The 18382-nt window shown below is 70.9% G+C and carries 16 protein-coding genes; 9 read left to right on the forward strand and 7 right to left on the reverse strand.

Going from position 1 to position 18382, the window contains the following annotated elements; translation table 11 throughout:
* Positions 1–70: 70 nt before the first annotated feature.
* The 4 genes from dnaK to MUY14_RS37735 are packed head-to-tail and all read left to right on the forward strand — an operon-like array spanning position 71 to position 4283.
* Positions 71–1939: a molecular chaperone DnaK gene (dnaK, locus tag MUY14_RS37720; protein ID WP_247016647.1), complete on the forward strand. Its 1869-nt coding sequence runs from the start codon at positions 71–73 to the stop codon at positions 1937–1939.
* Complete coding sequence (gene grpE / locus MUY14_RS37725) at positions 1936–2643, forward strand: nucleotide exchange factor GrpE (protein WP_247016649.1); 708 nt, start codon at positions 1936–1938, stop codon at positions 2641–2643. Before dnaK ends, grpE begins: the two co-directional genes overlap by 4 nt.
* A 36-nt stretch (positions 2644–2679) precedes the next feature.
* Positions 2680–3852, forward strand: a complete 1173-nt coding sequence (gene dnaJ / locus MUY14_RS37730; RefSeq protein WP_247016651.1) for a molecular chaperone DnaJ — start codon at positions 2680–2682, stop codon at positions 3850–3852.
* A gap of 5 nt (positions 3853–3857) precedes the next feature.
* A complete protein-coding gene (locus MUY14_RS37735) occupies positions 3858–4283 on the forward strand; it encodes a heat shock protein transcriptional repressor HspR (protein ID WP_125308982.1) in 426 nt (141 codons plus the stop codon).
* 50 nt (positions 4284–4333) lie between these two features.
* On the opposite strand, the gene MUY14_RS37740 is transcribed toward MUY14_RS37735, so the two are convergent.
* The 6 genes from MUY14_RS37740 to MUY14_RS37765 all read right to left on the reverse strand — a co-directional run bounded on the left by MUY14_RS37740 (position 4334) and on the right by MUY14_RS37765 (position 10971).
* Positions 4334–5905 (reverse strand): ATP-binding cassette domain-containing protein, encoded by a 1572-nt coding sequence (locus tag MUY14_RS37740; protein WP_247016653.1) that lies wholly within the window; start codon positions 5903–5905, stop codon positions 4334–4336.
* A 288-nt stretch (positions 5906–6193) separates the two neighbouring features.
* On the reverse strand, positions 6194–6733 hold the full coding sequence (locus MUY14_RS37745) for a DUF305 domain-containing protein (protein WP_247016655.1): 540 nt from the start codon (positions 6731–6733) through the stop codon (positions 6194–6196).
* Positions 6730–7488 (reverse strand): lytic polysaccharide monooxygenase, encoded by a 759-nt coding sequence (locus tag MUY14_RS37750; RefSeq protein WP_247016657.1) that lies wholly within the window; start codon positions 7486–7488, stop codon positions 6730–6732. The genes MUY14_RS37745 and MUY14_RS37750 overlap by 4 nt, the downstream gene beginning before the upstream one ends.
* Before the next feature lie 145 nt (positions 7489–7633).
* Complete coding sequence (locus tag MUY14_RS37755; protein WP_247016659.1) at positions 7634–8350, reverse strand: dienelactone hydrolase family protein; 717 nt, start codon at positions 8348–8350, stop codon at positions 7634–7636.
* Positions 8351–8369: 19 nt separating this feature from the next.
* A complete protein-coding gene (locus MUY14_RS37760; protein WP_315863301.1) occupies positions 8370–9473 on the reverse strand; it encodes a globin domain-containing protein in 1104 nt (367 codons plus the stop codon).
* A 322-nt stretch (positions 9474–9795) separates the two neighbouring features.
* Positions 9796–10971: a globin domain-containing protein gene (locus tag MUY14_RS37765; protein WP_247016663.1), complete on the reverse strand. Its 1176-nt coding sequence runs from the start codon at positions 10969–10971 to the stop codon at positions 9796–9798.
* Between the two features lie 245 nt (positions 10972–11216).
* On the opposite strand from MUY14_RS37765, the gene MUY14_RS37770 reads away from it, so the two are divergent.
* From MUY14_RS37770 to MUY14_RS37785, 4 genes are all read left to right on the forward strand, one after another.
* On the forward strand, positions 11217–11702 hold the full coding sequence (locus MUY14_RS37770; protein ID WP_247016665.1) for a MarR family winged helix-turn-helix transcriptional regulator: 486 nt from the start codon (positions 11217–11219) through the stop codon (positions 11700–11702).
* A 101-nt stretch (positions 11703–11803) separates the two neighbouring features.
* Positions 11804–12991 carry an MFS transporter gene (locus MUY14_RS37775; RefSeq protein WP_247016666.1) on the forward strand — a complete coding sequence of 396 codons (1188 nt, stop codon included), beginning with the start codon at positions 11804–11806 and terminating at the stop codon, positions 12989–12991.
* Between the two features lie 96 nt (positions 12992–13087).
* Positions 13088–15682, forward strand: a complete 2595-nt coding sequence (gene clpB / locus MUY14_RS37780; protein ID WP_247016668.1) for an ATP-dependent chaperone ClpB — start codon at positions 13088–13090, stop codon at positions 15680–15682.
* 166 nt (positions 15683–15848) lie between these two features.
* Positions 15849–16610 (forward strand): hypothetical protein, encoded by a 762-nt coding sequence (locus MUY14_RS37785; protein ID WP_247016670.1) that lies wholly within the window; start codon positions 15849–15851, stop codon positions 16608–16610.
* Here MUY14_RS37785 and MUY14_RS37790 read toward each other — a convergent pair.
* Positions 16607–17434, reverse strand: a complete 828-nt coding sequence (locus MUY14_RS37790) for a hypothetical protein (protein WP_247016672.1) — start codon at positions 17432–17434, stop codon at positions 16607–16609. The genes MUY14_RS37785 and MUY14_RS37790 overlap by 4 nt on opposite strands.
* 69 nt (positions 17435–17503) lie before the next feature.
* Here MUY14_RS37790 and MUY14_RS37795 point away from each other — a divergent pair, with 69 nt between their 5' ends.
* Positions 17504–18262, forward strand: coding sequence for an SDR family oxidoreductase (locus MUY14_RS37795; protein ID WP_247016673.1), 759 nt, complete (start codon positions 17504–17506; stop codon positions 18260–18262).
* The last annotated feature ends 120 nt before the right edge of the window (positions 18263–18382 follow it).

The raw sequence follows: 18382 nt of genomic DNA on the forward strand, positions 1-18382 counted from the left end.
CGTACCCGCTCAAGGCGGGGACGAACGTGCAGGTCACGAACATAGCAGGCTTACACAGGAGGAAAGCACCATGGCGCGAGCGGTCGGCATCGACCTCGGCACGACCAACTCGGTCGTCGCCGTCCTTGAGGGCGGCGAGCCGACGGTCATCGCCAACTCTGAAGGTTCCCGGACCACCCCCTCGATCGTCGCCTTCGCCAAGAACGGCGAAGTGCTGACCGGTCAGCCGGCGAAGAACCAGGCCGTGACGAACGTCGACCGGACGATCCGGTCCGTGAAGCGGCACATCGGCACCGACTGGAAGACCGAGATCGACGGCAAGAACTACACGTCGCAGGAGATCAGCGCCCGGGTGCTGATGAAGCTCAAGCGCGACGCCGAGGCGTACCTGGGCGAGACCATCACCGACGCGGTGATCACCGTCCCGGCGTACTTCGAGGACGCGCAGCGGCAGGCCACCAAGGAAGCCGGGCAGATCGCCGGCCTGAACGTGCTCCGCATCGTCAACGAGCCGACCGCTGCCGCGCTGGCGTACGGCCTGGACAAGGGCGAGAAGGAACAGACCATCCTGGTCTTCGACCTCGGTGGCGGCACGTTCGACGTCTCGCTGCTGGAGATCGGCGAGGGTGTCGTCGAGGTCCGCGCGACCTCCGGTGACAACCACCTCGGTGGCGACGACTGGGACGAGCGCATCGTCAAGTGGCTGGTCGACAAGTTCAAGGCCACGAACGGCATCGACCTGACCAAGGACAAGATGGCGCTGCAGCGCATCCGCGAGGCGTCGGAGAAGGCGAAGATCGAGCTGTCCAGCTCGAACTCGGCCAGCATCAACCTGCCCTACATCACCGTGGACGCGGACAAGAACCCGCTGTTCCTCGACGAGACGCTGTCGCGCGCCGAGTTCCAGAAGATCACCTCGGACCTGCTCGAGCGCACCCGGAACCCGTTCAACAACGTCATCCGGGACGCGGGCATCGCCGTCGGCGACATCGACCACGTCGTGCTCGTCGGTGGTTCCACCCGCATGCCGGCCGTGTCCGAGCTGGTCAAGGAGCTGACCGGCGGCCGCGAGCCGAACAAGGGCGTGAACCCGGACGAGGTCGTCGCGGTCGGCGCGGCGCTGCAGGCCGGTGTGCTCAAGGGTGAGGTCAAGGACGTCCTGCTGCTGGACGTGACCCCGCTGTCGCTGGGCATCGAGACCAAGGGTGGCGTGTTCACCAAGCTCATCGAGCGCAACACCACGATCCCGACCAAGCGCTCGGAGATCTTCTCCACCGCGGACGACAACCAGCCGTCGGTGCAGATCCAGGTGTTCCAGGGTGAGCGCGAGATCGCCGCGCACAACAAGAAGCTCGGCATGTTCGAGCTGACCGGTCTCCCGCCCGCCCCGCGTGGCGTGCCGCAGATCGAGGTCACCTTCGACATCGACGCGAACGGCATCGTGCACGTCCTGGCCAAGGACCTCGGCACGAACAAGGAGCAGTCGATGACGATCACCGGTGGCTCCGCGCTGCCGAAGGACGACATCGAGCGCATGGTCAAGGACGCCGAGGCGCACGCCGAGGAAGACAAGACCCGCCGCGAAGAGGCCGAGACCCGCAACCAGGCCGAGACGCTGGTCTACCAGACCGAAAAGTTCCTCAAGGACAACGACGACAAGCTGCCCGAGGAACTCAAGGGCAAGGTCAAGTCCGCGATCGACGAGGCCAACGAAGCCCTTAAGGGCACGGACTCGACCAAGATCCGCGAGGCGATCGAGAAGCTGAACACCGCTTCGCAGGAGCTGGGCACCGCCCTGTACGCCAACGCGAACGCCGACGCGGCGGCCGGTGCGGCCGGTGCCTCCGGCGCGGCCGGGGACGCCGGTGCGGCCGGCGGCCAGGCCAAGGCCGATGACGTGGTGGACGCCGAGATCGTCGAAGAGGACGAGAAGAAGTGACCCACAGCTACGACGAATCCGAGAGCCAGGGCCGAGGCCCCGAGGAGCCGGTGGTCGTGCGGGATCGGCGTCGGGTGGACCCCCAGACCGGGCAGGTCCGCCCGCCCGGTCCGGCCCACGCCGCGCCGGAGCCGGACGAGGCGCCCGTGGAACACGCGGGTCCCTCGCTCGGCGAGTCCATTGTGGACGACTCGGTGTCGGTGGTCTCCGACGTGGAGAAGGAGCTGTCCGAGCGCACCGCCGACCTCCAGCGCCTGCAGGCGGAGTACGCCAACTACCGCAAGCGGGTCGAGCGCGACCGCGAGGCGGTCGTCCTCGGCGCGAAGGCGACCGTGGTGAACGACCTGCTGCCGCTGCTCGACGACCTCGAGCGGGCCGAGCAGCACGGTGACCTCACCGGCGCGTTCAAGGCGGTCGGCGACAAGCTGATCAGCGGCCTGCAGCGCGCGGGGCTCGAGTCGTTCGGCAACGAGGGCGAGCCCTTCGACCCGAGCGTGCACGAAGCCGTGCAGCACAACACCTCGCCGGACGTGGCGGGCCCGACGGTCACCGTGGTCATGCGCCGCGGTTACCGCTTCGGGGACCGCGTACTGCGGGCGGCGCTGGTCGGCGTGACCGACCACGAGCCCGGCGCGGCCCCGGTGGACCCGCCCGTCGGTGGCGAGCTGCCACTCGGCGGCGGAGTCGATGAACAGCAGCAGTAAGACGTATCCGGTTCAAGTGGGAGGAGGAGACGCCCGATGAGTGCACGGGAATGGATCGGTAAGGACTTCTACCGTGAACTGGGCGTCTCTTCCGACGCCACCTCGGACGAGATCAAGAAGGCCTACCGGAAGCTGGCTAAGGAGAACCACCCGGACGCGAACGCCGGCAACGCCGACGCGGAGCAGAAGTTCAAGGCGGTCTCCGAGGCGTACGGCGTGCTCTCCGACGCGAGCAAGCGCAAGGAGTACGACGAAGCGCGGCGGCTGTTCGGCAGCGGGGGCGGGTTCAACTTCCCCGGCGGTGGCGGCGGCACCGGCAGCTTCGACGTCGGGGACATCTTCGGCCAGGCCGGCGCCAACCAGCAGGGTGGCTTCGGCGGCCTCGGGGACATCCTCGGCGGGCTGTTCGGCCGCGGCCGCGGGCCGGCGGGCGCGACGGCGAACCGGCCGCAGCGCGGTGCCGACGTCGAGACGGACGTCCGGATCGACTTCACCGAGGCGGTCAAGGGCGCGACCCTGCCGCTGCGGCTGTCGAGCCCGGCGACCTGTTCGACGTGCAGCGGCAACGGTGCGAAGCCGGGCACGTCGCCGCGGACCTGCCCGACCTGTTCCGGTTCGGGGCTGGTCAGCCGCAGCCAGGGTGCCTTCGCGTTCTCGGAGCCGTGCCGCGACTGCCGCGGCCGCGGGACGATCATCGACGACCCGTGCCCCGAGTGCGGCGGCGAAGGCGTCAGCACGCGGACCCGCACGCTGACCGTCCGGATCCCGCCGGGCGTCGACGACGACCAGCGGATCCGGCTGGCCGGTCAGGGCGAGCCGGGCCGGGGCGGCGCGCAGGCGGGCGACCTGTACGTCCGGGTGCACGTGGCTCCGCACAAGCTGTTCGGGCGCAAGGCGCTCGACCTGACGGTCACCGTGCCGGTCGACTTCACCGAACTGGTGCTCGGCACCACGATCACGGTGCCGACGCTCGAAGGCAAGGTCTCGCTCAAGGTGCCGCCGGGCACCGCGAGCGGCCGGGTGCTGCGCGTGCGCGGCAAGGGCATCGCCAAGCGCGACGGTGCGCAAGGTGACCTGCTCGTCACCCTCCAGGCGGCGATTCCCGCCAAACTGGACGACAAGGCGCGCGAAGCACTGCAGGCGTACGCCGAGTCGATGGCCGGGCACGACCCCCGGCCCGAGATCACTGAGCTGCTCGAAGGCAGGTGAGTGGGATGTTCGGCGGGATCCCGCAGGAAGGCGACGAAGAGACCCCGGTGTTCGTCATCTCGGTGGCGGCCCAGCTCGCCGGGATGCACGCGCAGACGTTGCGCACCTACGACCGGCAGGGCCTGGTGTCACCGGGCCGCACCTCCGGTGGCGGGCGGCGCTACTCGATGCGGGACATCGCGCTGCTGCGCGAGGTCCAGCGCCTGTCGCAGGAGGACGGCGTCAACCTGGCCGGCATCAAGCGCATCATCGAGCTGGAGAACCAGGTCGACGCGCTGCGGGCCCGGATCACCGAGCTGACCGAGGAACTGGCCGCGGCGTACGTGGCCGGCGAACAGGCCGCGGCGGCCGCGCACGCGTCCTACCGCCGGGACCTCGTGCCGCTCAACCAGCAGACCGCCATGGTGGTCTGGCGTCCCAAGCGCCGCTGAGCACGTGAACCGCGAAGGCCTCCCCGGGTGACCGGGGAGGCCTTCGTGCGTCAGAGCTCCAGCCGCGGCCAGGCCGCGAGGTCGGCCAGCATCCGGCGGTCGTGCGTCGCGACGACCACCGCGGCCGGGGTCTTCAGCAAGGCCTCGGTCAGCTCCTCGACGAGCACCGCCGACAGGTGGTTGGTCGGCTCGTCGAAGACGAGCACGTCCGGCCGTCCGGCCAGCCGCAGGGCGAGGTCGAGCCGGCGTTGCTGACCCTGCGACATCCGCCCGACCGGGGTGCGCAGCGCTTCGGCGTCGAGCAGTCCCATCGCCGAAACCGGGACGCCCGCTCGCTCGAACAGCGCGCGAGCGGTGAGCTCTTCAGGCCACGCCGGGACTTCCTGGCCGATCAGGGCCACTTTCGCGCGGGCCAGGTGCCGGACCGAACCCGTTGTCGGCGTGAGCTTTCCGGCGAGCGCGGACAGCAGCGTCGACTTGCCCGCACCGTTCTCGCCGGTGACCAGCAGCCGGTCGCCGCGGTCGAGTGACAGCGTCACCGGGCCGGTGAGCCGTCCGGCGACGCCGACGTCGTCCAGGCGGACGAGCGCCTGAGCGCCGGAGCCGAGATCCGGCCACCGCAACGACAACGGCGGTTCGGGCACGGTGACGCGGTGCGCTTCGAGCGCGGCCCGTTCCCGGTTGAGGGCCTGGACGACGCCGGGCGCGCGGCTCTGCCGCTGGTGCCGTCCGGTGCCCTTGTCCGGGCGCCAGCCGGTGCTGAGCCGGTCGCGGGCCTGCGCCACCGCGGCGGTGAGCTGCCGATGGGCGTCCTGCTGCTCCTCGTGGTCCTGCACCCACCGCTCCCGGTCGCGGCGGCGCCCGTCCCGCCAGGCGTCGTAACCCCCGGCGTACCGGCGCGGACGGCCGTCCTGGCTGGGGCTGAGGTCGAGGAACTCGGTCGCGACGTCGGCCAGCAGCGCCCGGTCGTGGCTGACCAGCGCGACCCCGCCGTCGTGCCCGCGCAGGCGGGCGGTGAGGAACGCGAGGCCGGCGGCGTCGAGGTGGTTGCCGGGCTCGTCGAGCAGCAGGAAGTCGTACCGCGCGCCGAGCAGGCAGGCCAGCCGCACGCGGTAGCGCTGCCCCACCGAAAGCGTGCTCAGCGCCCGGCCGCGGTCGGCACAGGCGTCGAGCGCTTCGAGCGCGACGTCGACGCGGCGCTCGGCGTCCCACGCGTCGAGGCGCGTGGCCGCGTCGAGCGCGACAGCGTAGCGATCTTCGGCGCCTTCGGCCGACTTCGCGAGATCTTCAGTGGCGGTATCGAGGGCGCTCAGGGCGGCGTGGACGTCCCGCAACGCCGCGGTGGTCAGCGTCCCGACGGTCTCGCCGGACCGGAACGGCAGCGCCTGCCGCGCGATCCCGACGGTGCCGGTCCGGTGCACGACCCCGTGATCGGGCGCGCGAAGGCCGGCGAGGACGTGCAGCAACGTGGTTTTGCCACGCCCGTTCTCGCCGACGACGGCCAGCCGCGACCGGGCGGAAACGGTGACGCTGACGTCGTGCAGCACCCGGCGCGAGCCGAGCGTGACGCCGACGCCTTCCGCGCGCAGGTGGACGGGCTGGGAGGAAAGAGGGGAAGACAAGGGTGGCTCCGCGGCTCAGGAGGGAGCCGGGCAGCGCGGAAGCGGCCGCCCGGCAAGGACCGGAACGGCGGGCAGAAAAGGGGGTGCACCGCCGTCAGCGGCGGTTCCGCAACCTCATGAAGACGGGACAGGAGTACATGATCGCGAGGCTAACCCGCGCGGAGGGGGACGGCCAAGCGAATAACCGACCGGACGGCGAGGGCCGGCCCGCGCGAGCGCGGGAGCGGCCGACCGGCGCGCGGCAGCCGCGGGCAGCCCCTCCCGGGTGCCCGCGGCTTCGTGTCGCGGTCAAGCCTTGAAGTTCAGCAGCTGCTTCACCTCTGCCGTCCGCGACTCGATCACCCGGCGGGCCAGGTCGCGGGCCTCGGCGTTCACGCCGCCGGAAGTTCCGTTCTCCGACTGGGCCAGCTCCACCGCGCCTTGCTGCTGGCCGGTCAGCACGTCGAGGAACTTGCGGGTGAACTCCTGGTCCGGCGCCGACTTCAGCGCTCCCACCAGGTCCGGGGCCGTCATCTTCATGCCGCCGTGGCCCGCGTGGGCTTGGGGGTTCGCGTCCATCGTCTCGGGCTCGTTCCAGGCTCGGAGCCAGCCCTTCACCTGGTCGACCTCGGTCCGCTGCGTCACCTCGATCGCCGCCGCCAGTTCCTTCAGCGGGGCCGGAACCGCGCGGCCCGCGGCGAGGTGGGCGATCTCGATCCCCTGCTCGTTCTGCGGGATCAGCATCTGCAGGAACATCACGTCGGCCGCGTTGTGGGACGGGGCGGCCGGCGTCGCGCCGCTGCTGCATCCGGTCAGCAGCAGCGCGACGACGGCCAGGACCAGCCTCACTGGCGCTGCCAGAGGGCCGGGGTGTTCGGCGGCTCCCAGCCCGCGATCGCCGTGTGCGGCTGGAGGCAGCGGTAGCTCGCGCCGTTGTACGTCACGACGTCGCCCGCCTTGTACGCCGTGCCCGCCGACCAGGTGCCGGTCGACGGCGGGGTCGTCGTCGGGGGCGGGGTCGTGGTGGGCGGCGGGGTCGTGGTCGGGGGCGGCGTGGTGGTGGGCGGCGGAGTGGTGCCCCCGCCGCCGACCTGCAGGTCGACGCAGCTGTAGAACGCGTTGGCCGTGTCCGAGATGTTCCAGATGGCCAGCACCTTGATCCGGCCCGAGTACCCGGCCAGGTTCACCGTGTGCGACAGCGTCGGCGGCGGCTGCTGGTTGTTGCCGTTGAAGACCGCGACGCGCGTGTTGCCGACGTAGTACTCGTAGTTCGTCGTCGAGTGGCGGGCGGTGAACACCCAGTTGAACGTCACCGTGCTGCCGACGGACTTCGCGGGCCACGCCTTCGATTCGTCGTTCAGCTGGGCGAACTGGGACAGCCCGCCGTTGCAGCTGCGCAGCCCCTTCGGGCCTTCGACGCTCTGCGGTTCGTAGACGATCTCGCCGCAGTTCGAGACCTTCCCGGCCGCGCAGTTGGCCTGCCGGCTGGGCGGGTCGGAGATGTACCCGTGGGCACTCGCGGTGGCCGCGGGGAGGACGACGACCAGCACCGGCGCCAGCAGGGCACCGGCCGCGGCCGCGAAGAGCTTTCGTTTCCAGGTCATTTCGGCTCCTCGAGGGGGAACAGCTCTGTTCCGGAGGGAGGACGAACGAGCACATCCGGGGAAGATGTGGTCTAGACCATAAGTCGATTCGGGCACAACGGTCAACGAACTACCGCCGTTCGACGATTTCGCTGCTCCGCTCGGCTCAGTGCGAAGGTCGGGACGGCTGCTGCAGGTGTTCGCCGAAGAAAGACGTCACTCGGCGCCAGGCGTCTTCCGACGCTTCGTGGTGGTAGGTGAACCCGATCACCTTGAGCAGCAGGTTCAGCGGCAGGGCGACGTCGATCTTGTTCGCGAACCCGTGGCTCGCGCCCGGGTACTCCTTGACGTCGTGCGGGATCTCGCGCTCGGTGAGCGCCGTCTCGAGCTTCGCCGCCGCGCCGCGCAGCGAGAAGTCCTTCTTGCCGAAGCTGGCGACGACCGGGCAGGCGTCGTCGAGCACCGACAGGTTCTTCGGTAGCTGCCCGTAGTACGGCGCCGACGCCTCGAACCCGCGGGCCGCCGCGACGAGGGCGAAGCCGCCGCCCATGCAGAAGCCGGCGATGCCGATCCGGCCCGTGCAGTCCGGGCGGGCGGCGAGCAGCGCGCGGGACGCCTCGATGTCGTCGAAGCTGCGCCCCCGGTTGGCGAACATGTCCGAAAACACCCGGCGCACGCAGCGGCGCATGCCCCCGCGCGAGTACAGGTCCGGGCTGAGCGCCAAGAAGCCCTCGGCGGCGAAGCGGTCGGTGATGTTCTTCGTGTCCTGGCTCAGCCCGAAAGCGTCGTGGACGAGCACCACACCGGGGTGCGGCCCTTCGCCGGCGGGTTCCGCCAGGTAGCCGCCGATGGTGCCGTCCGAAACCGGAATCGTCATCTCCATATCGGCGACGATAGCGCGTTCAATCCAGGGTGAACGGGTCGTACGAAATCCGTTCCAGGTCGATCCCCTTGGCGAGCAGCTTCGCGATGGTGGATTGGATCATCGGCGGCGAACCGGAAACGAGGACGTCGTGGTTCTTCCACGAGCCCCGCTGCGTCACGGCGTGCGCGAGCGTGCCGCGGTCGCCGCCGGCCACCGCGCCTTCCTCGGTGACCGGCGTGACCGTCAGCCATTTGGACGTCGCGGCCAGCCGGCGCAAATCGTCCAATGCGTACAAATCTTCCGGTCTTCGGCCGCCGAAGAACAGGTGTACCGGCGGATTACGCTTCCAGCGCGCGAGGTCGTCGATGATCGCCATCAGCGGCGTGATGCCGGTGCCGCCGCCGATCAGCAGCAGGCGCCGCTTGGTGGTGGTCGGCCGCACGTCGAGCGCGCCCATCGACGGCCCGAGGCGCCAGACGTCACCCGGCCGGGTGTGGTTGACGATGCTGCCGCTGACCCAGCCGCCGGGCACCGCGCGCACGTGGAACGTGAGCTGCCCGTCGCCGCGCGGCGCGTTCGCCGGGGACAGGTACCGCCAGAACCGGGGCCGCTGCGGCACTTCGACGCTGACGTACCCGCCGGCGCGGTACGGCAGCAGCCCCTCGGTGTGCACCTTCACCAGCGCGACGTCGCGGGCGAGTTTCCGGTGCTCCAGCACGGTCGCCGACCACGCCGCCGGCCCGGTCTCCGCCTGCGCCGCCTCGCGCATGGTCTTGGCGATGAGCCCGTACGCCGAGGTCCACGCCGATTCGACCTCGTGCGTCCACTTCTCCTTGAGGAACCGCTTGAGCGCCGCGATCAGCGCCACGCCGACGGCGTCGTAGTGGCGGGAGACGACGGCGAACTTGCGGTGGTCGCGGCCCAGCTGGCCGAGGAAGGTGACCAGCTCGTCGGGCCGGTCGACCATCTGCACGACGTACACGAGCGCGCGCAGCAGCCTGCTCCGCTGGGTCGACATGGTGACCGGGAACAGGTCGCGGCAATCGGGGGCGATCACGAACAACGCGCCGTAGAAGTACTGCGCCAGTTCGTCGGCTCTCGGCTCGACGGCCGCAAAACTTTCACGAATCAATCGTGCCAGTTCGCGACCTTCCACAGCCGAAACAGGAAGTGTCTCGGGCAGCGTGGAGATCTTCACGGATTCAGCATTCATCGGGAACGGTAATCTCCAGTCGTGCACAGGTAAAAGCGCCGTCCATGCGGCGTCGCTGTCGCGGTGCCGCCCCCGAGGGTTTCCGACTGTAGGCGCATTCCCGTGCAGATGCGCGTGATTCCGCGTGGTCCCGCTCGATCGGAGCAATTTGGACACACCGGGTCAACCCGATCTGGCACTGCGTAAAAACGATCAGTTCACGGTGAAATGTTCACCGGACAGGAGTATTGCCTTTCCGGTGTTACGGGAATCAGTCGATCGTGAACGGATCGTATTGGATCTGGTCCAGTGCGCTGCCCGCCACGAGCATGCGCGAGACCGTCGCGCGGATCATCGCCGGCGAGCCGGACACGAGGATGTCGTGGCCGGGCCAGGCGCCGTAGCGCGTGACGGCCTCGGCCAGCGTGCCCTGCTCGAACCCGGGGACGTCGCCGCCGCGCTCCACCACCGGCGAGATGGTGAGCCACGGGTTGATGGCCGCGAGCGCGCGCAGCTCTTCGAGGTCGTAGAGGTCCTCACGGGACGGTCCGCCGTAGAAGAGGTGCGTCTTCGGGTTCTCACCCCACAGCGCGAGGTGGTCGAGGATCGAGCGCAGCGGCGCCACGCCGGTGCCGCCGGCGATCATCAGCACGCCTCGTGACGCTTCGCGGTCGACCGTCAGCCGGCCGAGTGGCGGGCCGAGCCGCCAGACGTCGCCGGGCTGGGTGTGGCTGACGATGGCGCGGGAGACCCAGCCGCCGTCGACCGCGCGGACGTGGAACTCGATGCCGCCGTCCTCGCGCGGCGCGTTCGCCGGCGAAAGGTAGCGCCACAGCCGCGGCCGCTGCGGCACTTCGACGCTCATGTACTGGCCGGGGTGGTAGGGCACCGGCTGCTCCGGCCGCAGCCGGACGAGGGCGAGGTCCCAGGTCAGCCGCCGGTGCTCGACCACGGTGGCGTGCCACGACGGCGGGTTCTGGTCGGCCGCGGCGGCGTCCTGCATGGCCCGCGCGGCGATCGTGAAGGCCTCGGCCCACGCGCGTTCGACCTCCGGCGTCCACTCCCGGCCGAGGTGGTTCTTGAGCGACGCGAGCAGGGCCGTCCCGACTGCTTCGTAGTGCCGCGGCACCACGCCGAACTTGCGGTGATCGCGCCCGAGCTGGCGCAGGAACGGCGCCAGGTCGTCGGGCCGGTCCACCATCTGCACGATGTGCACCAGCGCGCGGACCAGCCGGCCGCGCTGGATCTCCATGTTGATCGGGAAGAAGTCGCGCGTGGTGGGGGCCAGGGTGAACAGCATCCCGTAAAAGAACTGGGAGATGTCCGCGATGTACGGCTCGGACTTCGCCCAGCTGTCCCGGATGAGCTTGACCATCGCGGCGACGGCGGCGGGGGCTTCACGCGGGGCCGAAGACCTGGGGAGCGGGCTGACCGAGTCGGCGGTCATGAGGGGTTGTTCACGGGTCGGGGACCGCCTCCTGGGTCCATCGCCACTGCAGCCACCTCGTCACTCGAACGCGCCGCGCGCGCGGCCCGTCCGCAGGGTAGCCGCCGGGCGGCCTTTTGCCCGCATTGTTGCTCCGACCGGGTGTATTTCCGCCGGTGGGAGCGTGGGCGACCTCACCGACCGGATGGTTGCCCTGAGCAAGCGTCCGGCAATAAACTTGTATTGCACAACTAAGGGAGGTTCCGATGGGCTTCGACGACACCGACGACGACGTCCGGGTCGAGCTCATGCGTGAGCTGAAGACGGCTTCCCAGCTCCAGCACGCCTGGATCATGCAGGCCTGGCAGAGCGAGCCGGGACTGCACCCGGCGGCCGCGATGCTGCTCTCCGACCTGGCGAAGAACGGCGAGGCCCGGCCGTCCGAGCTGGCGAAACGCCGTTTCGTCGACCTCTCCGTGGTGAGCAGGCAGATCGCCCAGCTCTCCGCCGCCGGGCTGGTCGACCGCCGTCCCGCGCCCGAGGACGGCCGCGCGTCGCTGGTCAGCGTGTCGGAAAAGGGGCGGGCCGAGCTCGCCCGCTGGCGCGCCAACTACCTCGAGTTCATGGAGAAGGCGCTCGGCGGCTGGGACGACGAGCGCGTCACCGAGCTCACCGAACGGCTCGCGGGGATGAACGAGGACCTCCGCCGCGCGCTCGGCAGCGCGGCCTGCGGGGCCGGCTCGACCAGGTGACGCGGGGCCGCCGCGGGGATACCCGCAGTGGCCTTTTCGCCCACCGTACTGTCTCCGTTCGGGCCTGACTTCGCGGTGTTCGGCCGGGTTAACTTCGGTAGGTGACGCGTAGCCGGGTCGCACTGCTGTGCGCGTTGGGGATCGACAACTTCGGCTCTGGTCTGTTCCTCCCGTTGGCGCTGGTCTACGTGACCCAGGTGGTCGGGGTGCCGCTCGCCGTGGCGGGCACCGCCGTCACCCTCGGCACCATCGGCGGCCTGGTCGTGCCGCCGCTCGCCGGCCGGCTCGTCGACCGCGTCGGGCCGCGCACCGTGGTGATCGGCGCCCAGCTGCTGCAGGCCGCCGGGACCGGCGCGTACCTCATCGCCGACGGCCCGGGGCCGGTGGTGGTCGCGGCCGTGCTGCTCGCGACCGGTCAGCAGCTGTTCTACAGCTCCCTGTTCGTGCTCATCGCCGACGTCGCGGGCGACGTCCAGAAGGATCGGCCGTTCGCCGAGGTGGGGATGGTGCGGGCCGGCTGCTTCGGCCTCGGCGGGCTCGTCGCGGGCGCGCTGCTGACGTGGGCCGGCACGTCCGGGTACCGGGTCGCGCTCGCCTTGGACGCGCTGACGTTCTTCGCGGCGGCGTTGGTCCTGGTCTTCTTCGTCCGGCTGGCGCGCCCGGTCGCGCGGCCCGCCGAGCAGCCGGTCCGGGTGCTCCGGAACCGGCCCTACCTCGCGTTGATCCTGTTCAGCGGCCTCTTCGGGCTTTCGCTCGACTTCTTCCTGATCGGCATGCCGGTGTTCGTGCTCGACCGGCTGCACGGCCCGGTCTGGCTGCCCGGCGCGATCCTCGCCCTGCTGACCGTGCTGACCAGCGTCGGCGGCACGATCGCGCTGCGGCTCACCGCGCGGCTGACGCGGCTCGCCGCGATGCGCGCGGGTTCGGCGTTGTTCGCCGCGTGGTGCCTGGTCAGCCTCGGCGTCCTGCTGGTCCCCGACGGCTGGCAGGTCGTCTACCTGCTGGCGTCGACGCTCGTGTTCGCCGCCGGCGACCTGGTCTTCGGGCCGCGGTCGGGGGCGCTGGCCGAGGCCGCGGCACCTCCGGTCGCCCGCGGGCGTTATCTCGCTGCGTACCAGTACGCGTTCGCCGTGGCGCAGGTGATCGCACCGGTCGTGGTCGCGTTGTTTTCGGTGGCCGACTGGTTACCCTGGGTGCTGGTCGGGACGTGCGCCGGGCTCGCCGTGGCCGGGCTCGGGACACTGGGATCACGGCTGCCGGCAAGCGCCGTGGCACCAGGTCAGAGTTGAGCGGAACAGACTCAAGTTTTCGTGCGTTAAGGGTAGTGACAGGTCATGGTCAGGCCTGTCACCAGGACTTTCGAGTTATCGAGCATGAGGTGAGGGATGGACGCTTTCAACCCGACCACGAAGACCCAGCAGGCGATCTCGTCGGCGGCGCAGGCGGCCACGATGGCGGGCAACCCCCACGTGTCGGCCGCGCACCTGCTGGGCGCCCTGCTGGCGCAGGGTGAGGGGCTGACCGCACCGCTGCTGACCGCGGTCGGGGCCGACCCGGAGGTGGTGCACAAGGAGCTGGAGCCGCTCATCGCGGCGCTGCCGTCGGCGACCGGCGCGACCGTGTCGAGCCCGCAGTTCGACACCCACGCCGTCAAGTCGCTGACGCGCGCCCAGAAGCTCGCCACCGAACTGGGCGACGAGTACGTCTCGACCGAGCACCTGCTCGTCGGGCTCGCGACCGAGGGCGGCCAGGTCGCCGACCTGCTCAAGCGCCACGGTGCGACGCCGGACGCGCTGCAGGAGGCGTTCGTCAAGGTCCGCGGCTCCGCCCGGATCACCAGCGAGGACCCGGAGAGCACGTTCAAGGCGCTGGAGAAGTACGGCGTCGACCTCACCGAGCGGGCCCGGCGCGGCGAGCTGGACCCGGTCATCGGCCGCGACACCGAGATCCGCCGCGTCGTGCAGGTGCTGTCGCGGCGCACCAAGAACAACCCGGTCCTGATCGGCGAGCCGGGCGTCGGCAAGACGGCCATCGTCGAAGGGCTGGCCCAGCGCATCGTCGCCGGGGACGTGCCCGAATCGCTGCGCGGCAAGCGCGTCGTCGCCCTCGACCTGGGGTCGATGGTGGCCGGCGCGAAGTTCCGCGGCGAGTTCGAGGAGCGGCTGAAGGCCGTGCTCAAGGAGATCACCGACTCCGCGGGCGAGGTCGTCACGTTCATCGACGAGCTGCACACGATCGTCGGCGCCGGCGCGACCGGCGAGGGCGCGATGGACGCGGGCAACATGATCAAGCCGATGCTCGCCCGCGGCGAGCTGCGGATGGTCGGCGCGACCACGCTCGACGAGTACCGCCAGCACATCGAGAAGGACGCCGCCCTGGAGCGGCGCTTCCAGCAGGTGCTCGTCGGCGAGCCGTCGCCCGAGGACACCATCGCGATCCTTCGCGGGCTGAAGGAGCGCTACGAGGTGCACCACGGTGTCCGGATCACGGACGCCGCGCTGGTCGCCGCCTCGACGTTGTCCGACCGCTACATCACCGCGCGCTTCCTGCCGGACAAGGCGATCGACCTGGTCGACGAAGCCGCGTCCAAGCTGCGCATGGAGATCGACTCGCGGCCGGTGGAGATCGACGAGGTCGAGCGCTCCGTCCGGCGCCTGGAGATCGAGGAGATGGCGCTCGCCAAGGAGAGCGACGCCGCTTCGAAGGAGCGGCTCAACGCGTTGCGCGCCGAGCTGGCCGAGAAGCGCGAGTCGCTGACGGCGCTGACCGCCCGCTGGCAGAACGAGAAGGGCTCCATCGAGCGCGTCCGCGAGCTCAAGGAGCAGCTCGAGCAGCTGCGCGGCGAGTCCGAACGCGCCGAGCGCGACGGCGACCTCGGCAAGGCCGCCGAGCTGCGCTACGGCCGGATCCCGGCGCTGGAGAAGGAGTTCGAAGCGGCGACCGAGGCGAACGAGGCCAGCCGGCAGAACGTCATGCTCAAGGAAGAGGTCGGCGCGGACGACGTCGCGGACGTGGTCAGCGCGTGGACCGGCATCCCGGCGGGACGGCTGCTGGAGGGCGAGACCGGCAAGCTGCTGCGGATGGAGGAGGAGCTCGGCCGGCGCGTCATCGGGCAGGCCGAGGCCGTGCAGGTCGTCTCGGACGCGGTGCGCCGCAGCCGGGCCGGCGTCGCCGACCCCGACCGCCCGACCGGTTCGTTCCTGTTCCTCGGCCCGACCGGCGTCGGCAAGACCGAGCTGGCCAAGGCGCTGGCGGAGTTCCTCTTCGACGACGAGCGCGCGATGCAGCGCATCGACATGAGCGAGTACGCCGAGAAGCACTCGGTGGCGCGCCTGGTCGGTGCCCCGCCGGGCTACGTCGGGTACGACCAGGGCGGGCAGCTGACCGAGGCCGTCCGGCGCCGGCCGTACTCGGTGGTGCTGCTCGACGAGGTCGAGAAGGCCCACCCGGACGTCTTCGACGTGCTGCTGCAGGTCCTCGACGACGGGCGGCTGACCGACGGCCAGGGCCGGACGGTGGACTTCCGGAACACCATCCTGATCCTGACGTCCAACCTCGGCTCGCAGGCCATCGCCGACCCGAACCTCGACGAACGGCAGCGGCGGGACGCGGTGCTCTCGGTGGTGCAGCGGCAGTTCAAGCCGGAGTTCCTCAACCGGCTCGACGACATCGTCGTGTTCCACTCGCTCGGCACCGAGCAGCTGACGTCCATTGTGGACATCCAGGTGGCGCGGCTGGCCGCGCGGCTGGCGCAGCGCCGGCTCCACCTCGACGTCACGGACGGCGCCCGCGAGTGGCTCGCCCTCAACGGCTTCGACCCGATCTACGGCGCCCGCCCGCTGCGGCGGCTGGTCCAGTCGGCGATCGGCGACAAGCTGGCGAAGGAGCTGCTGTCCGGAGAGATCCGCGACGGCGACACGGTGCGCGTCGACATCCCGGAGCTGGAAGCCGGTGACTCGCTGACCGTCGAGCGCGTCTGAAACCTCGTGAGTGGTCAGGGCGGTTCCAACCGCCCTGACCACTCTCGAAAGCGGGCGTCCACTGTAGAGATTTGTCGACTCGGTGCGGGGATTTGATCCGAATGGGCCCGGCGACACGGGTACCGGCCATCAGCTCTTCGGCCTAGCAGGCGATACCCTGCACGTCGTGGGTATTCCGGCGTGGATCTGGTTCGTCATCGCGGCCGTCGCCCTGGTGGCCGGCCTCGGGCTGCTCGCGGCCGACCGGGCGAAGGAGGGCTCGCGCAACCGCGAGCGCATGCGCTGGGCGCAGTTGCGCGGCTGGCAGTTCGTCGAGGAGGACGAGCGGCTGCCGCAGCAGTGGGCAGGCGGCGCCATCGGCTACTTCGGCGCGGACGCCGCCGTGAACGTCGTCGCGGGGTCGACCTTCACCTCCGACGGCCGCCGGCCCGTGTTCATCTTCGACATCGAGTCCGAGGGGCAGATCCCGGCCGTCGTCGTCGCCGTGCGCTGCAACAAGAAGCACCGGATCCCGATCGAGATGTGGCTGTCCAGCGTGCCCTTCCAGCGCGCCGACATGCCCGAGATGCTCGGCCCGATCGGCTCCCGCTACGCCTTCGCGGACGACGCCGACGGTGCCCGCGCGGTGATCACCCAGGAGCTCGTCGACGCCGCGGACCAGCTCGGCGGCGACGTCGGCGTGGCCTGGCTCGAGGCCGAGTGGGTGCTCGCGAGCGTCGTCCCGACCGCCGGGCCCTCGCGGCTCGAGCGGCTGCTGCGCGACCTCGGCGAGATCGCGGACATCGTCGACCCGTTCGACGAGGACTACGACGCGGGCCGCCACCAGGCGAGCGCGCCCATCCCGACCCCGGGCTCGACCCCGCCCGCCACCCCGGCCGCCGGGACGCCGGTCCAGCAGCCGCCCGCGGAGCCGACGCAGCAGGACTAGGGGTTCAGCGGGCGGTCGAACAGGCTGCCCGAGAACGACGGGGTGAGGGTCCCGCGCACGGTGGCCGCCCCGCCCTGGACGTGGACCACGCGGTCGACGCCGAGGTCGCCGCTGATCGAGCCGGCCGAAAGGTCGTGCGACACCTTCACCAGGCCGCCGGCCGGGCCGAGCTGACCGCCCACCTCGTGCTGCTGGCCGAGGTCGAGGTCGCCGGCGAACTGCCCGCTCGCGTGCTGCTCCGACGACGTGCCGACGGCGCCGAGCCGGCCGAGGTCGACGGCCTGCCCGGACGAGCGGCGCACGGCGAGCCCGCCGGTGAGGTCGCCGGCGAACCGCCCGGTGGGGCGCAGCCCGGTGTCGACCTGCTCGGCGTGCTCGCTCAGCACGTCGACGCCGTTGCCCAGCAGGACGCCGTGGTGCGCGCTGTCGCTCGCGCCGAGCCGGGCGGGCGCGGTCGAGCCGGCCAGGCGCTGCTCGTCGCCGGCGGTCACGACGGCCTGGCCGAGCCCGACGTCCTGGCGGCCGGCCCGGCTCGCGAAGGCACCGGACGAACCGGCGCCCGCGGCCTCCCCGACGTCGGCGAGGAACCGGGCTTCGCCGACCCGCTTGCCGAAGACGTCGCGGCGGCCCGCGGTGAGGCCGTCGCCGTCGAGCTGCCCGGCGTGCTGGTGGTCGACGGGCAACGAGATGCCGTTCAGCGGCAGGGTGACGTCGGTGGGGCTCGCCAACGCGGCGGCGGGGGCCGCGAAGAGCAGTGCGACGGGCGCCGCACCGGCGGCGACTTTGGGCAGGTAGCCGCTTTTCCGCTTGCTGTGCTTACCCATGCGCCGGACCATACTTCCCCGTCGGCTCGAACGCATGTCTGCCCGTGACCAGCGGGTATGTTCACCCACATGACCACCACCGCTCTCATAACCGGTGCCACGGCGGGCATCGGCGCGCAGTTCGCGCGCACGCTCGCCGCCGAGAAGTACGACCTGGTCCTCGTCGCCCGCGACACCGCGCGGCTGGAGGCGTACGCCGCTGAGCTGCGGGAAAAGCACGGGGTCGCCGTCGAAGTGCTCGCCGCCGATCTGTCCGAAGTGGACGGACGGGCCGCGGTCGAGGAGCGGCTCGCCGCCGGGCCGGTCGACCTGCTGGTGAACAACGCCGGGTTCGGCCTGAACGGCGACTTCTGGACCATCCCGCCGGACGCGCTGCAGCGCCAGCTCGACGTCAACGTCACCGCCGTGCTGCGGCTGACGCGGGCGGTGCTGCCCGGCATGATCGAGCGCGGCCGCGGGGAAATCATCCAGGTCAGCAGCGTCGCCGGGTTCTTCAGCGGCCGCGGTTCGACCTACACGGCCAGCAAGAACTGGGTCACGTCGTTCACCGAAGGCATCGCCGCGTCGCTGCCCAAGGGCGTCCGGATGATGGCGCTCTGCCCGGGCTTCACGGCGACGGAGTTCCACGAGCGGGCGGGGATCGGCAAACCCGGCCCGAAAATCGCCTGGCTGGGTGTCGAACAGGTGGTCGGCGAGGCGCTCGCGGACCTGCGCCGCGGCAAGGTGATCTCGGTGCCGAGCCTGCAGTACAAGGCCGTCGTCGCGATCGGCGGCCTGTTGCCGCGCGCGGTGCTGCGCCGGATCAGCGGCGGTCGCGGCCGCACCTGAGACGTCACTTTCCCTAGGAAAGCTCCGACGGAGCTTTCCTAGGGAAAGTGCGCGGTAGGGCTGTCCCTACCCGCAAGACGGACGTTCGCACCAGGGTGGGTCGGGGGCTGCCTCACTAGC

Origin of the sequence: Amycolatopsis sp. FBCC-B4732 (assembly GCF_023008405.1) — a bacterium.
GTDB classification, from domain to species: Bacteria; Actinomycetota; Actinomycetes; order Mycobacteriales; family Pseudonocardiaceae; genus Amycolatopsis; species Amycolatopsis pretoriensis_A.

Coding starts and splice junctions, on each gene's coding strand:
- dnaK (WP_247016647.1), top strand. CDS start 71: ATGGCGCGAGCGGTCGGCATCGACCTCGGCACGACCAACTCGGTCGTC.
- dnaJ (WP_247016651.1), top strand. CDS start 2,680: ATGAGTGCACGGGAATGGATCGGTAAGGACTTCTACCGTGAACTGGGC.
- MUY14_RS37735 (WP_125308982.1), top strand. CDS start 3,858: ATGTTCGGCGGGATCCCGCAGGAAGGCGACGAAGAGACCCCGGTGTTC.
- MUY14_RS37750 (WP_247016657.1), bottom strand. CDS start 7,488: ATGACCTGGAAACGAAAGCTCTTCGCGGCCGCGGCCGGTGCCCTGCTG.
- MUY14_RS37755 (WP_247016659.1), bottom strand. CDS start 8,350: ATGGAGATGACGATTCCGGTTTCGGACGGCACCATCGGCGGCTACCTG.
- MUY14_RS37765 (WP_247016663.1), bottom strand. CDS start 10,971: ATGACCGCCGACTCGGTCAGCCCGCTCCCCAGGTCTTCGGCCCCGCGT.
- MUY14_RS37770 (WP_247016665.1), top strand. CDS start 11,217: ATGGGCTTCGACGACACCGACGACGACGTCCGGGTCGAGCTCATGCGT.
- clpB (WP_247016668.1), top strand. CDS start 13,088: ATGGACGCTTTCAACCCGACCACGAAGACCCAGCAGGCGATCTCGTCG.
- MUY14_RS37790 (WP_247016672.1), bottom strand. CDS start 17,434: ATGGGTAAGCACAGCAAGCGGAAAAGCGGCTACCTGCCCAAAGTCGCC.
- MUY14_RS37795 (WP_247016673.1), top strand. CDS start 17,504: ATGACCACCACCGCTCTCATAACCGGTGCCACGGCGGGCATCGGCGCG.